This is a genomic window from Streptomyces sp. AC512_CC834 (genome assembly GCF_019049325.1).
GTDB lineage: Bacteria > Actinomycetota > Actinomycetes > Streptomycetales > Streptomycetaceae > Streptomyces.
On the sequence record NZ_JAGMUO010000128.1, the window covers coordinates 198,603 to 212,100 of the forward strand.

At 71.6% G+C, this 13,498-nt stretch carries 14 protein-coding genes; 7 read left to right on the forward strand and 7 right to left on the reverse strand.

Annotated features, from left to right (window positions below):
* Nucleotides 1-88: 88 nt before the first annotated feature.
* On the forward strand, nt 89-1,363 hold the full coding sequence (locus KUM40_RS39270; protein WP_217171240.1) for an APC family permease: 1,275 nt from the start codon (nt 89-91) through the stop codon (nt 1,361-1,363).
* Nucleotides 1,364-1,424: 61 nt separating this feature from the next.
* On the opposite strand, the gene KUM40_RS39275 is transcribed toward KUM40_RS39270, so the two are convergent.
* Both KUM40_RS39275 and KUM40_RS39280 read right to left on the reverse strand, forming a co-directional pair.
* On the reverse strand, nt 1,425-2,087 hold the full coding sequence (locus tag KUM40_RS39275) for a response regulator transcription factor (protein ID WP_217171168.1): 663 nt from the start codon (nt 2,085-2,087) through the stop codon (nt 1,425-1,427).
* Nucleotides 2,084-3,208 (reverse strand): sensor histidine kinase, encoded by a 1,125-nt coding sequence (locus KUM40_RS39280; protein WP_217171169.1) that lies wholly within the window; start codon nt 3,206-3,208, stop codon nt 2,084-2,086. The genes KUM40_RS39275 and KUM40_RS39280 overlap by 4 nt, the downstream gene beginning before the upstream one ends.
* Before the next feature lie 222 nt (nt 3,209-3,430).
* On the opposite strand from KUM40_RS39280, the gene KUM40_RS39285 reads away from it, so the two are divergent.
* On the forward strand, nt 3,431-3,898 hold the full coding sequence (locus tag KUM40_RS39285) for a DUF6223 family protein (protein WP_254396332.1): 468 nt from the start codon (nt 3,431-3,433) through the stop codon (nt 3,896-3,898).
* A gap of 259 nt (nt 3,899-4,157) precedes the next feature.
* On the opposite strand, the gene KUM40_RS39290 is transcribed toward KUM40_RS39285, so the two are convergent.
* The 5 genes from KUM40_RS39290 to KUM40_RS39310 form a co-directional block, all read right to left on the reverse strand.
* Entirely contained in the window at nt 4,158-4,463 is a 306-nt protein-coding gene (locus KUM40_RS39290; protein ID WP_217171170.1) for a PadR family transcriptional regulator, read from the reverse strand.
* A gap of 186 nt (nt 4,464-4,649) precedes the next feature.
* The gene (locus KUM40_RS39295; protein ID WP_374227466.1) at nt 4,650-5,174 is read right to left on the reverse strand and encodes a DUF4396 domain-containing protein; all 525 of its coding nucleotides are present in this window, start codon (nt 5,172-5,174) and stop codon (nt 4,650-4,652) included.
* Nucleotides 5,175-5,260: 86 nt separating this feature from the next.
* On the reverse strand, nt 5,261-6,163 hold the full coding sequence (locus tag KUM40_RS39300) for a F510_1955 family glycosylhydrolase (RefSeq protein ID WP_217171172.1): 903 nt from the start codon (nt 6,161-6,163) through the stop codon (nt 5,261-5,263).
* A 94-nt stretch (nt 6,164-6,257) separates the two neighbouring features.
* The gene (locus tag KUM40_RS39305; protein WP_217171173.1) at nt 6,258-6,899 is read right to left on the reverse strand and encodes a DUF305 domain-containing protein; all 642 of its coding nucleotides are present in this window, start codon (nt 6,897-6,899) and stop codon (nt 6,258-6,260) included.
* A 122-nt stretch (nt 6,900-7,021) separates the two neighbouring features.
* Nucleotides 7,022-7,423 (reverse strand): DUF6153 family protein, encoded by a 402-nt coding sequence (locus KUM40_RS39310; protein ID WP_217171174.1) that lies wholly within the window; start codon nt 7,421-7,423, stop codon nt 7,022-7,024.
* A gap of 832 nt (nt 7,424-8,255) precedes the next feature.
* Between KUM40_RS39310 and KUM40_RS39315 the strand changes: the two genes are divergently transcribed.
* From KUM40_RS39315 to KUM40_RS39335, 5 genes are all read left to right on the forward strand, one after another.
* The gene (locus tag KUM40_RS39315; RefSeq protein ID WP_217171175.1) at nt 8,256-9,407 is read left to right on the forward strand and encodes a PLP-dependent cysteine synthase family protein; all 1,152 of its coding nucleotides are present in this window, start codon (nt 8,256-8,258) and stop codon (nt 9,405-9,407) included.
* Complete coding sequence (locus KUM40_RS39320; protein WP_217171176.1) at nt 9,404-10,657, forward strand: MFS transporter; 1,254 nt, start codon at nt 9,404-9,406, stop codon at nt 10,655-10,657. The genes KUM40_RS39315 and KUM40_RS39320 overlap by 4 nt, the downstream gene beginning before the upstream one ends.
* Nucleotides 10,658-10,971: 314 nt before the next feature.
* Nucleotides 10,972-11,322 (forward strand): NADH-quinone oxidoreductase subunit A, encoded by a 351-nt coding sequence (locus KUM40_RS39325; RefSeq protein ID WP_217171177.1) that lies wholly within the window; start codon nt 10,972-10,974, stop codon nt 11,320-11,322.
* Complete coding sequence (locus tag KUM40_RS39330; protein WP_217171178.1) at nt 11,313-12,572, forward strand: hypothetical protein; 1,260 nt, start codon at nt 11,313-11,315, stop codon at nt 12,570-12,572. The genes KUM40_RS39325 and KUM40_RS39330 overlap by 10 nt, the downstream gene beginning before the upstream one ends.
* Nucleotides 12,565-13,494 (forward strand): NADH-quinone oxidoreductase subunit H, encoded by a 930-nt coding sequence (locus tag KUM40_RS39335; RefSeq protein WP_281907743.1) that lies wholly within the window; start codon nt 12,565-12,567, stop codon nt 13,492-13,494. Before KUM40_RS39330 ends, KUM40_RS39335 begins: the two co-directional genes overlap by 8 nt.
* Nucleotides 13,495-13,498 lie beyond the last annotated feature (4 nt).

Below are 13,498 nucleotides of genomic sequence, written 5' to 3' on the forward strand. Positions count from 1 at the left end.
ACCCGTTCGGGACTCCGATATCGTTATTCGATATCGGAGTCCGTAGGAAGCGGGCCCCGGCCGCCGAGGAGTGAGCCCCATGAGCCCCATGAGCAAGCCACCGACCGCCGCGGGTGTCCCCGATGAATTGCGGCGCAGGCTCGGCGTGCCCGACGCCGTGGTAATCGGTCTCGGGGCGATGATCGGCGCGGGGATCTTCGCCGCGCTCGCCCCGGCGGCAGACGCGGCCGGCTCCGGGCTGCCGCTCGGGCTGGCCCTGGCCGCCGTGGTGGCGTACTGCAACGCGACGTCATCCGCCCGCCTGGCCTCCCGCTGCCCGGCCTCCGGAGGCACCTACGTCTACGGCCGTGAGCGCCTGGGCGACTTCTGGGGCTACCTGGCCGGCTGGGCGTTCGTGGTCGGCAAGACCGCCTCCTGCGCGGCGATGGCACTCACGGTCGGCTCATACGTATGGCCCGGCCAAGCGCATGCGGTCGCGGTCGCGGCGGTGGTGGGGCTGACGGCCGTGAACTACGCGGGGGTGCAGAAGTCCGCACTCGTCACCCGCGTGATCGTCACGGTCGTCCTCGCCGTCCTTGCCGCCGTGGCCGTCGCCGCCCTCACCTCCGGACAGTCGGACGCCGCGCGGTTGGACGTCGGCTCGGACGCCTCCGTCGGCGGAGTACTCCAGGCAGCGGGCCTGCTGTTCTTCGCCTTCGCCGGGTACGCCCGCATCGCCACCCTCGGGGAAGAGGTCCGCGACCCCGCCCGCACCATCCCCAGGGCGATCCCGCTCGCGCTCGGCATCACCCTCGTCGTCTACGCCGTCGTCGCCGTCGCCGTGCTGACCGTACTCGGCCCGAAGGGGTTGGCGGACACAGCGCTGCCCATGTCCGACGCGGCGAAGGCCGCGGGCGCCGACTGGCTCACGCCGGTCGTACGGGGCGGCGCCGCTGTCGCCGCGCTCGGCTCGCTGCTGGCGCTGCTACTCGGAGTGTCCCGCACCACCTTGGCCATGGCCCGCGACCGGCACCTGCCGCACGCGCTCGCTGTGGTCCACCCGAGGTTCAAGGTGCCGCACCGGGCCGAACTGGCCGTGGGCGCCGTGGTGGCCGTGGTCGCGGCGACGGTGGACGTGCGCGGCGCGATCGGGTTCTCGTCCTTCGGCGTCCTGGTCTACTACGCCATCGCCAACGCCTCTGCCTGGACCCTCGGCCCCGACGAGGGACGACCCCCTCGCCTCATTCCCGCTGTCGGGTTGGCCGGCTGCCTGGTGCTGGCCTTCGCCCTGCCGTCGACCTCGGTCGTCTCCGGAGCCGCGGTACTGACCGTAGGAGGCGCCGCCTACGGCCTACGCCGATCGATCGCCGCGCGCAGGCCGTAGGAGAGGAGCGATCATGCAAGCATGCGAACGGAGAGTTCTGCGTGGCGTGTACGGGGGGATGTCAGCGGCTGCGTGGAGTGACCAGGCCGGATTCGTAGGCGAGGATCACGAGTTGGGCCCGGTCGCGGGCATGGGCCTTCATCATGGCCCGGTTGATATGGGTCTTCGCGGTCAGGGGGCTGATCACCAGACGGTCCGCGATCTCGTCGTTGGACAGCCCTTGCGCGACCAGCGCGACGGCCTCTCGTTCGCGTCTGGTCAGCTGTTCGAGCCGTGTGTCGGCATCGGTGGTGAGCGGCTGGGTGACGTACTGGTTGATCAGCCTGCGGGTGATTGACGGCGCCAGCAGCGCGTCGCCGCGGGCAGCAACGCGCACGGCGTGCAGGAAGTCGTCCGGCAGGATGTCCTTGACGAGGAAGCCTGCGGCGCCGGCGCGCAGCGCGTGGAAGACGTACTCGTCCATGCCGTAGTTGGTCAGGATGACGACGTGCACCCCGGTCAGGGCCGGGTCGACGGCGATGCGCCGGGTGGTCTGGATGCCGTCGAGCACCGGCATCTGAATATCGATGAGCGCGACGTCGGGCAGGTGAGCCTTGACCAGCTCCAGGCCCTCCGCGCCGTCTCCGGCTTCGGCGACCACCTCGATGTCGTCTTCGAGGTCGAGCAGCGCGCGGAAGCCGCTGCGCACGAGCGGCTGGTCGTCGACCAGCAGGACACGGATCACGATATTGACTCCAGGGGGAGTACGGCTCGGACGGTGAAGCCGCGCTCGCTGCGCGGTTCGGCACACATGCGGCCACCGAGGGCGGTGACGCGCTCCCGCATGCCGAGCAGCCCCATGCCGGGCACCGGGGCGGTGCCCGGCACGGCACTGCCGTCGTCGTCGATGCGGATCACGAGCGAGTCGGGGCGGTAGTCGATGCGGACCGAGGCGGTGGCGGCGCAGGCGTGCCGGGCGATGTTGGTCAGCGACTCCTGCACGATCCGGTAGGCGGTCCGGCCCACAGCTGCCGGCACGTCGGGCCGCTGTCCCTTGATCACGAGGTTCGTCGCCAGGCCGCTCCGGCCGGCCCGCTCCACCAGCTCCGGAATGTGGTCGAGCCCGCGCGGCGGGGTGGTGTCGTCGTCGCGCAGGGCCCGCAAAGTGGCGCGTAGCTCCCGGGTCGCCTCCCGGCCTGCCTCCTGGATCGCCAGGAGCGCCTCCGGGACCTGCTCGCCCCGTCGTCGTGCGACGTGGACGGCGACTTCGGACTGCACCTTGATGATCGAGATCTGATGGGTGAGCGAATCATGCAACTCCCGTGCGATGTGCAGACGTTCCTCGTCCGCGCGGCGCCGTGCCGTCTCCTCCCGGGTGCGCACGGCCTCGTCCGCCCTTCGCTCGGCCTGCCGCAGCGCCTCCCCGGCGGCGCCGGCCGCGACCAGCCACGCGATCTCCAGGGCACCGCGGGCCTGCGCGTACGCCTCCCGCATGTCGTGCAGGGAGACCAGGGCGGCGAGCGGCAGTGCGGCCACCATGGCCACAGACGCGATCACCGTGACGGTGCGGTGTCCGGCCCGCACCGCGGCGTAAACCGCGAACAGGAACGCGACGACCGGCACGTCGAACCCAGCCGCCTGATACGCCACCGCGCACAGTCCGGTGGCGGCCAGTACCAGGACGGGAGCGTGGCGGCGGGCGGCCAGCGCCAGGCCGCTCGCCACCAACAGCGCCTGGCCCAGCAGGTCGAGGCCCGCGTCGGGGTGCTGTCCGGACCGCGCGGCGAGCAGCAGCGCCACCGCCACGCCGACGGCTGTCGCCCAGTCCATGACCCCGGCCGGGACACCGAACCGTCCTTTTTCCATGCGCGCACCCTAGCCACGCGCCGGCGCCGAGAAATCCCGCCGGCGCACGAACAGCCGTCTACCGCAGGCGCGGTACCGGCGAACCTGCCTGCCGCGTCGGCAGTAGCCGGGTGCGTCATCGGCGGCAGCGTGGAGTGCCTGCCGCTGTGGGACGACCGGAGGTGCTCCGGCAGCCACCATCAGGGGGCATCCCGATACGAGACGCACGAGCAGGAGACGGACATGCGCACATCAGGAGCCATGAAGGCGGTCCGACGGGTGGCAGCGGTGACCGCGGCCGCCCTGCTCGGCGGGTTCGTGCTCGCCGCACCGGCGGCCGCACACACCGCTGTCCAGTCGTCCGCCGCCAGCGTCTACGCCATCAGCGCCGGGCGGCTCGGGGCCACCACGGCAGGCGTACTCGCCCTGATCGGCGTGGCCGTCGGTGGGCTGGCTCTGGCCCGTCCCACCGGCCGTTTCGGCACCGACACCGGGCGACGCGGCGCCATCGCGGCCCTGACGACGGGGCTGGTTGCCATGGCCCTCGGTGGTCTGGTGGCGGCTACCGCCGACGGCGGACTCGGCACCGGCAACGGGTTGGGCGGGGCCTTCGTGGCCCTGATCGTGGGACTCATCGCCACGGCCGTCGGCTGGCTGGCGCTGGCCCGGGCCCAGGGGCACCGTGCCGAGCAGCACGTGGCCGGCCGCTGACACCGCCCCCCACCAGGCACCCGAGACGACACCTCTCACGGCCACTCGAAGCAGGACGGATCTTCTTCCATCGATCTCGAAGTCCCTCCGGCCGGAAACACAGGACTTGAGCGATACGAGGACAGTCGCGCGGCTGCCTCTTGCTCGTCATCGCTGGCGCGGGCGCCTGTTGCCCGAACGTCTACCTTCGCCACACCGTCGCCCGGCCGAGCAGCCGACGCAGCCGAGGACGCGCGCCGCCGGTGTTCCGACGGAGCGACTACGGGGCCTCGTCGCCGAGGACTTCACGGGCCAGCTCTGCCAGTGCCTTGCGGTCCTCGGCAAGGGCCTGCCTCCCGGCCTCGGTGGCCCGGTAGACCCGCCGGGCCCGCCCCTCGACGACGCGTTGCTCGGACTCCAGTAGTCCGTCGGCCTCCAGACGGTGCAGCGTCGGGTACAACGTGCCGGGACTGATCCGGTAGCCGTGGCGGGCCAGTTCGTCGGTCATCCAGGCGCCGTGGATATCCTCCACGGCCGCGTGATGCAGGATGTGCAGCCGCACCGCGCCTCGCTGGAACTCCCGCACTCTGGCCCACCTCCGGCAGTGACGAAACCGATATCGGGAGCCGATCCTACGCCGGGCGTTCAGCGGGCCTCGTCCGGCGTCCCCGCGCCCCTGCTGCTCTCGCACGGCGGGACAAGGACAAGCTGACGAGCGGACCGGGCGGCCCCCGGATTCGAGGGCCGCCCGGCGTCGTAGTGGTGGTGTGGGTCAGTGGTAGGCGTGGACGACGGCGTGGCCTTTGCCGCGGCCGATCATCCACTTGTTGACCGGCGTGGTGATCACGAAGGCCACGGCGAAGCCGCCGAGCAGGGCGTACCAGAACAGTCCGTCCGACAGGTGCGCGTCCATCGCGCCCGGTGTCAGGGCGATGATGCCGTTGTCGACCAGTTCCATCACCGCGATGGAGACGGTGTCGGCGGCCAGCGCGACTTTGATCGCCGCCTTCAGGGACACCCCCGCGCGTACCACCGCGAAGAGGGTGAAGGAGTAACCGAAGACGAAGGCAAGGGTGATCGCGAGGATCATGGTCGGCGCGTTGCCCCACATCAGGGCGGTACCGATCACCATGCCGAGGATCTCGCCGATGGCGCACCCGGTGAGGCAGTGCAGCGTCGCCTTCATCGCCGTCGCCCAGGTCGTGCCGTGCGCTTGATCACCGTGGTGATCGCCGTGGCCGCCCGCGGACGAGGCGGGGGCGTGCGCGGTACCGGTGTGGTGCGTGCTGTGGTCCATGACCCTCATCCCCATTCGATGCCCCGCAAGGCCCCTGCGGCTCTACAACGCAGAACCATATACCCCCTAGGGGTATGTAGCCAGGGTCAGGAGTGATCCGAACCCGTTGCCGGACGATGAAGAAGCACCCACGTGCGCCCACCGTCAACGGACTCGTAGACGACATCGCCACTGTCCGCCGCCAGCAGACGCTGAGAGGTCACCGCCGTCAGCACCCTCCCCTCACCGCCCGCGGGCAGGCGGCCCTGCTCCGTCCATGTCCGCCCGTCGCGGCCGGCGACGACCCGGCCGTCAGCCGTGAGCGCCAGCAACCTGCCGGGTTCCGGTTCCTCCACTGCCACCAGGCCGGGCGACGAAGGGACCGGACGGAAGGTCCGTGCGCCATCGTCACTGCGCGACAGGCCGGTGCCGGTGGCCGCCCACACGGTGGTCGCGCTGTCTGGGTGAGAGGCGAGGTCGAGCGCCGCCACGTCCGCGCGCTTGGCCCACTTGCGGCCCCCGTCGGCGCTGGCCCACACCCGCTCGCTCTGGCTGTCGAACCCGTACAGCACCTCACCGGCGTTCTCCAGCGCGTGGAAGTCAGCCTCGCCTTCGGCGGAGAGGGTCTGCCAGGTGCGGCCGGCGTCCGTGCTCTGGATCAGGCCCAGGTGCGCGGGCCGTGTGCCGGATTCGGCGGGGCCGGGGTGACCGCTGGCCAGGAACGTGGCCGGACCGGTCACGGTGAAGCCCATGGTGTCCTGATAGCGGTCGGCCACCCGGGTGGCAGTGCCGCCATCCAGGCGGAAGACGCCGTGGTGCCCGGCGGCGTAGACCGCGCCGTCGGCTGGATCGACGCCCAGCCCGTGCAGATGGCCGGTCCCAGGGTCGGGTGCGGCGCCATCCCGGCCGGTCTCGGCGGTGGTGTCGGTGGCGGAGCAGGCGGCGAGTAGCAGGCCGGCAGCCGCGAGCAGGATCAGGGCACGCGGGCGGCGCCGCGGTATGCGAGTCATGGTGTGAGGTCCAAGCGGGGAGAAGGGACGACGGGAAGGCAGGTCGGTGTGGGGCGGGCACCGATGGTGCCCGCCCCACACCGACGCGATGGGGTCAGTCCTTGCCGAGCAGTTCGTTCATCTGCTCGATCTCCGCGCTCTGCGAGTCGATGATCTCTCCGGCCATCTTCTTGGCCGGTCCGTAAGTGCCGTCGGCCTGCTCGGTCTTCGCCATGTCGACCGCGCCTTCGTGATGCTTGATCATCATTTCCATGAAGGCGGTGTCGAAGGCCTTGCCCGAGGCGTTCTCGAGCCCGGTCATCTCCTCTGCCGTCATCATGCCGCCCATGTCGTGCATGGAGTGGTCCATGGCACCCTCGGCGGGCACGTCCTCGCCCCACGAGATCAGCCAGCCGGAGAGCGTCTTGATCTCCGGGTCCTGGGCCTTCTTGATGTCGGCGGCGAGCTTCTTCACCTCGGCCGACTGCGCGCGGTCGGGCGCGAGGTCGGCCATCTCGACGGCCTGACGGTGGTGGGGGATCATCCCCTTCGCGAAGGCGACGTCGGCAGCGTTGTGCTGCCCCTGTGACGCGGACGCAGATGCCGGGGCGGACGAGGCGGCGGTAGCGGCGTGGCCGCCGTGTCCGGCCGAGCTGTCATCGTCGCCGTTACCGCCGCAGGCGGCCAGGACGAGTGCTGCCGCGCCTGCGGCGGCTACGGCGGCAGTGCGGCGCATGAGAGAACGCTTGCGGATCATGGTGGTGCAACTCCTTGACGCGCGCCGTCGCGCGGCACGCGGTGGGAACGGATGTAGAGCGTGCGGAAGCACGGCACCCGTCACCGGCAAGGGCCGGGCGCACGGGAGCCGGGCGGGCCGCTCTATATCCGCAGGAGCTGCAGCTCGGAGAGGTCGGGCGGAGCCCGCCCGTCATGCGGCGCCCCCGGAGACGCCGCAGCGGGCGCGGGGGCCGCGGGCGCGTTCAGCAAGGCGCCGGTCAACGCGGGCGGCGTGTACGCCGAACCGACGCCGGCCGCCGCACACGTCCCGTCGGCATGATCGAGATGGCTCGATCCGCCGTCCGTGTGCGTGCAACCCCCGTCCGCGTGCGGAACGCCGTCCGCCGCGGTCATCACCATCTCGTGGCCAGCACCTGCCTGTACCGCCGGTGTCGCACCGGGGGCGAGGCCGTGCATGCCCAGCACGCCGGCCAGTACCGCCAGCACCAGCAGCACGAACAGCCGCCCGGCCGGGCGGCTGCTTGATCGGGTGCTCATGGTCACGCACCCATCGTACGGGCCCTTCGCGAAAGCGCAGATGTGACTGCGCGATCGGCGGCTGTCCCCGCTCGTACGCCTCCGTGCACGTCTCTCGCCCATCTGGTGCTGACGTTCACCCGATCCGGTGTTTAGCGGAACTCGCATTCACGGACAGCCAGGGGCCGCTGCAAGTCGCATTCGTGGACGTCCCAGCCGTCGCCCGGCCCCTGGCGCGCGTCAGCAGAGCCGCAGAGTGACGATCTGCCGCAATGACCTTGCGCGTGTGAGCGATTACATTCCGTCCTGATGTCTGCCTGGTCAGTACTACCGAGCACTCGGCCCGCGAAGCCCACGGCGGCGCCGCTCGTCGTGCTGCTCGCCGTGCTGGTGCACCTGCTGGCCTGTGCGCACGGACCGGTGACGGCCGGGGTGGCAAGCGCAGACGCTGCGCACAGCGCGGGAGCGTTCTGCGGGCATAAGCCGGGACCGGCCGGCGGGGGGATGGCGTCGCTGCAGAGCGCGCCGGCCCATGACCACCAGTCGCACTGCTGTGATCTGGACGGACCCACAGTTCAGCCCTCCCGCGACATCCCCCTTGCCGACGGCCCAGCCCTCCATGTTCTCCGCGTCGAACACGGCGCCCCGCCGTCGCCCACACGGACCGGCGCGCAGGCATCGGCTCCCGACCCGGGTTGCTCGTCCACCGGACATACGCGGTCCCGTCTCGGCGTGTGGCGGACCTGATCGACCAACACTGCGGCCTCGTCACCCGGCCGCGGCCCGGCAGTCGATCACCTCCGCCCCTGTAATCGCGGCCCGTTGCTTGTTCAGGCACCGGCCGCAGGAGAACCACGCCATGAATCGCCTGACCCGCATGTCTGTCCTGGCTGCGTCCGCGCGGCCTCTCCCTGCAACCGAGCGACTGACACACACCCCCGCCGGACTGGTCGGCAACACCCCCGTCCTCCGCATCGGAGCGCCGTTCACCCTCCCGGGACGCGGTTTCTGGGCCAAGATCGAGGGCCACAATCCGGGCGGCATCAAGGACCGCACCGCCCTGCACATGGTCCGCACCGCCCGCGAGCGCGGACAGCTCCTGCCCGGCGCCCGCATCGTCGAGTCCTCCTCCGGCACGCTCGGTCTCGGCCTGGCTCTCGCCGGCGCGACCTACGGCCACCCCGTCACCGTCGTCACCGATCCCGGCATGGAGCCCTTGATGACGGGACTGCTCACGGCGTACGGGGCCGTCGTGGACCTCGTTGACACCCCGCACGTCCGTGGAGGCTGGCAGCGCGCACGCCGGGACCGGGTCGAAGAGCTCCTCGCCGACTGTCCCGGCGCTTGGTGCCCTGATCAGTACAACAACCCGGAGAACGTGGCCGCGTACGCTCCGCTCGCCCACGAACTCGTCGCTCAGCTGGGGCGGATCGACACCCTGGTCGTGTCCGTCGGCACGGGCGGCCACTCCGCCGGGATCGCCTCCGTTCTCCGCGGGTTCTTCCCTCACCTGCGGATCGTGGGGGTGGACACCTGCGGCTCGACCATCTTCGGCCAGCCCGCCGCACCCCGTCTGATGCGGGGCCTGGGCAGCAGCATCCATCCACGCAACGTCGCCTACGACCTGTTCGACGAGGTCCACTGGGTAGCCGCGCCGGAAGCGGTGTGGTCGGCACGCAGGCTGGCCCGTGACCACTACGCCACCGGGGGCTGGAGCGTCGGCGCGGTCGCGCTCGTCGCCCGATGGGCGGCTCGCACCCTGCCCGCGGACAACCGGATCGTCGCAGTCTTCCCCGACGGCCCGCAGCGGTACATCGGCACGGTCTTCGACGATGCCTACTGCGATGAACACGGCCTGCTCGGCGTCCTGCCCGCCGACGGCCCCGAGGAGATCACCCGGCCGGGCGACCGGGTGGTGACCCGCTGGACGCGCTGCACCCACGTCACCGACCCCCTGGCCACCGCCGGTGCCCAGGACGCAGGAGACGAGACCGTAGGGGTCGCACGATGAAGCTCCTGTGGCAGCAGTCCCGCTCGTTCCCGGTCCCGATCCGGCTGTTGATGGCCAACCAGTTCGCCATCAACCTCGCCTTCTACATGCTGATGCCGTACCTGGCGGCCCACCTGGCCGGCGGGCTCGGGCTGGCGGCCTGGGCCGTCGGACTCGTCCTGGGCGTACGCAACTTCTCCCAGCAGGGCATGTTCCTCATCGGAGGCACCATCGCCGACCGCTACGGCTACAAGGCCCCGATCATGGCTGGCTGCCTGCTCCGCACCGTCGGCTTCGGCCTGCTCGGCTGGGTCGACAACCTCCCCGCCCTCATCGCCGCATCGGCGGCCACCGGCTTCGCCGGCGCCCTGTTCAACCCTGCCGTACGCGCCTACCTGGCCGCCGAAGCCGGCGAACGGCGCGTGGACGCCTTCGCTACCTTCAACGTCTACTACCAGGCGGGCATGCTCCTCGGCCCGCTGGTGGGACTGGCTCTGCTGGCTGCGGACTTCCGGCTCGTCTGCACGGTCGCTGCCGCGATCTTCACCCTGCTGACCGTCCTGCAGTGGCGTTCCCTGCCCGCCCGCCGTGGCGAAACCCCCGGCGCGACGCCGGGCAACGTGCTGACGCAGTGGCGCACGGTGGTGGCCAACCGGCCCTTCCTCCTCTTCGCCCTCGCGATGATCGGCGCCTACGTCCTCACCTTCCAGGTCTACCTGGCGCTGCCCCTGGCCGCAGCCGACGTCCTCGGAGACAAGGGCGCCTGGGCGACCAGCGGACTCTTCGTCGTTTCGGCCGCCGTCGCCGTGGTCGGGCAACTCCGGCTCACCGGCTGGGCGAAGCGACGCTGGACGCCCGCCCAGGCCCTCGTCCGCGGGCTGACCGCCATGGGGATGGCCTTCGTGCCGCTCGCACTGGCACCACCCGAAGCCCCCGCCGCCGTACTGACCGCCCTGGTCCTGGCCGTGGCTCTACTGGCCGTCGGCGGTGCCGTCGTTTATCCCTTCGAGATGGACACCGTGGTCACGCTCTCGGGCAATCGGCTCGTGGCGACCCACTACGGGCTGTACAACACCGTTTCGGGCCTTGGCATCACCCTCGGCAACCTCATCACCGGAGCCCTGTGGGACTTCGCCGAACGCGCGGACGCCCTCTGGCTGACGTGGTGTTCCTTGGCCGCGACCGGACTGGCCTGCGCGGCATCCGTCGCTGCCCTGGCACGCAGTGGGCGCCTGATCGCACGGACAGAGGCACCACTCGCCCCCGCCTGAGGCGTGGACTCCCCCACGGGGCACCGATGGACCCGGCCGCCTCGCGCGGTGTGTGGATGTCCGGCACGGTGGCCGTAGCACTCGACGCCGGGTGACCGGGCGTGCCGACTGCCGTTTCCGGGTCCACGCCGCGTTGCGACTCGTGCCCTTCGAGACTGCGTATGCCGCCGGGGGGTACCCCACGCTTCCGGCGCGGCGGGAACGGAGCGGCAGATGTGTACGACGCAGAGTGCGGGCGGCAGAGCGCCCTCCAACGGGCGCTCCGGTGCAGGGGCGACGGGGCGTGAGACGCGCCTCCCTGGTGGTGGCATCCGGTGAGCGGCATCACTGCCGCACTGTCCTTGCTGGGCCTGGCTCTGCTGGCGGTGGCCGGAGCGTACGGAGCGGCCTGGGCGCTTCGGATCCCGTCCGGTCCGCTGCCCGCTCAGCCGTTCGGGTCGGGACTGGAGCCGACGGAACACGCGGTCAGCCGTTTCCACATGCGCTGGTACACGGTGACGATGCTCTTCCTCGCCTTCGACATGGAGATGGTCTTCATGTACCCGTGGACGCTGGTGATCTCCGTGATGGGGCCCAGCGCGGTGATCGAGATGTTCGTCTTCCTCGCCGTCCTGCTCGCAGGGGTGGTCTACGCATGGCGGGAAGGAGCACTGCGGTGGGCCTGACCGCCGTCCTGACCCGCGCAGCGGCCCTCCGGCCACGCGTCCTGCTGGTGACCACGCCGGGCGGTACTCCGGTGAGGCTGGCCGCGGAGAAGGAGTTGCGGTCGCGGGACTGGCCGTCGGCGTCGACCCCGGCTGGAGCCGACCTGATGCTGGTGGCGGGGCCCGACTGCTCACGGTTGGATCCGGCGCTGGATCGGTTGTGGCAGGACATGCCTCGGCCGCGGGTGCGGGTGCGGGCGGTCGCGGCCGACGAGGTGGCATCGGTTCTCGAGGCCGGACGCGCCCGGCTGGGCACGACGAAGCCCGCGTGGCACCACGACGACGGCCCGAAGGGCGGTGGTCATGGCGGGGAGCACGACAGCCACGACAGCACGGGGCCCGGCCGCGGCGACGACGACCACGCTGGTCCCAGCGTCCACGGTCACACCGGTCACGGTCACGATCACGGCGACATGGAGATGCCGGGCGGGCTGGCCATGGCCGAACAGGGGGAGGACCGCGACGGACTGACGCTGGACCGCCTGCATGTCACGTTGGGACCGTTCCTGGCCGACTGGCCCGCCGGACTGACCTTCCGCGTGGTGCTTCAAGGCGACGTAATCCAACGGGCCGACCTCGACGAGACGCCCGCCGACAGGCCGGCCGATCCATTCTGGAGCCGGCCGTGGTTGCGGGCCGTCACGGGCGAGCCGGTGGGCGTGGGGGAGGCCGCCCGGCGGCGGGCAGCGGCGCACCTGGACAGCCTGGGCCGACTGCTGTCGGTGGCGGGCTGGCCCGCCGAGGCGGCGATGGCCCGGCGACTGCGCGACGACCTGCTGGAGGAGGTGCCCGCGTCGGCGGTCCTGCCCCGGGTGGAGCGCTTCGCCCGACGAATCGGGCGGTCACGGACCCTGTACTGGCTGACGCGAGGCGTCGGCCTGCTGAGCGCGGACGACGCCCGAGCCGCCGGTGTCACCGGTCCCGCCATACGGGCGGTCGGCGGGGACGTACCGGCCCGCTACCGGCAGTGGCTCACCGATGTCGTGCACGACGTACGCCAGTTGGACGCGACCGCCGTCCTCGTTCCGACCGCGCAGGAAAGCCCGCGCGGCCGGTGGGACGCGGAGCTCCCGCCGTCGGCCGCCCTGGCGAAGCTGCTTCCCCGCCTGCTGGTGGGAGCCGAACTGGGCGCGGCCCGTCTTGTCGTCGCCAGCCTCGACCCGGACCCGGACGAACTGACCGCGTGTCGGCCGGCGGTGGCCCGTGGCTGAGACGGGGGCGTGGTGGGCGTTGCTGGTCGCCCCGGCGATGCTGCTCGGCTTCGCGGTGCTGGCGGTGGCGGCCGACGCGGCACTGGACGCCCGGAACGCGGGCCGTCGGATCACAGTCGGCAACGCGGTACGGCCGCTGCTCGCCGTGCCGGGGGCGTTGCTGGCGCAGCCCCGGCGGTTGCCCGCGCCGGACCGGCTGCTGTGGCGGGCGGGCGTGATCACCGTACCGGTGGCGGCGGTGCTGTCCACGCTGGTCGTCCCGTTCGGCGACCACGTCGTCGCCGATCTGTCGGTCGGGGTGGTGTGGTTCAACGCCATGGAGGTGCTGACCTGGGCCGGGCTGTGGCTGGCCGGCTGGGGCCCGAACGCCGCGTTCTCCCTGGTCGGCGGCTACCGGTTCCTCGCCCAGGGCCTGGCCTACGAGCTGCCGCTGATGTTCGCGCTGATCTCGGCCGCCACGGGCGCCCAGTCCCTGCGGGTGACCGACATCGCCGACGCCCAGCACGGCCTGTGGTACGCGGTGTGGATGCCGTTCGCCTTCGTCGTCTACCTGACGGGTGTCCTGGCGTTCAGTTTCCTGGGTCCGTTCGCGTACCCGGCAGGGCGGGACGTCGCCGAGGGCGTACTGGGGGAGACGAGCGGGGTGGACCGGCTGCTGCTGCAGGCCGGGCGGTGGCTGTGGCTGGCGGCCGGGGCGGCGATGGCGGTGCCGCTGTTCCTGGGCGGTGGCGCCGGGCCGGGGCTGCCGCCGTGGGCGTGGTCGCTGGTCAAGACGCTGCTGGTGCTGACGGTGCTGGTGTGGGTATTGCGGCGGCTGCCCATGGTCCGCGCCGACCGTTACGTGGAACTGGCCTGGGTGGTGCTCCTGCCGCTGTCCGTCCTTCAGGCCCTGGTGCCGGCCCTGGTCAGTCTCGACCGCTAGGAAA

Bases quoted from the DNA above. Each gene is read 5' to 3' on its own strand.
- KUM40_RS39270 (WP_217171240.1), top strand. From the start codon at position 89: ATGAGCAAGCCACCGACCGCCGCGGGTGTCCCCGATGAATTGCGGCGC.
- KUM40_RS39280 (WP_217171169.1), bottom strand. From the start codon at position 3,208: ATGGAAAAAGGACGGTTCGGTGTCCCGGCCGGGGTCATGGACTGGGCG.
- KUM40_RS39285 (WP_254396332.1), top strand. From the start codon at position 3,431: ATGCGCACATCAGGAGCCATGAAGGCGGTCCGACGGGTGGCAGCGGTG.
- KUM40_RS39295 (WP_374227466.1), bottom strand. From the start codon at position 5,174: ATGGACCACAGCACGCACCACACCGGTACCGCGCACGCCCCCGCCTCG.
- KUM40_RS39300 (WP_217171172.1), bottom strand. From the start codon at position 6,163: ATGACTCGCATACCGCGGCGCCGCCCGCGTGCCCTGATCCTGCTCGCG.
- KUM40_RS39305 (WP_217171173.1), bottom strand. From the start codon at position 6,899: ATGATCCGCAAGCGTTCTCTCATGCGCCGCACTGCCGCCGTAGCCGCC.
- KUM40_RS39315 (WP_217171175.1), top strand. From the start codon at position 8,256: ATGAATCGCCTGACCCGCATGTCTGTCCTGGCTGCGTCCGCGCGGCCT.
- KUM40_RS39320 (WP_217171176.1), top strand. From the start codon at position 9,404: ATGAAGCTCCTGTGGCAGCAGTCCCGCTCGTTCCCGGTCCCGATCCGG.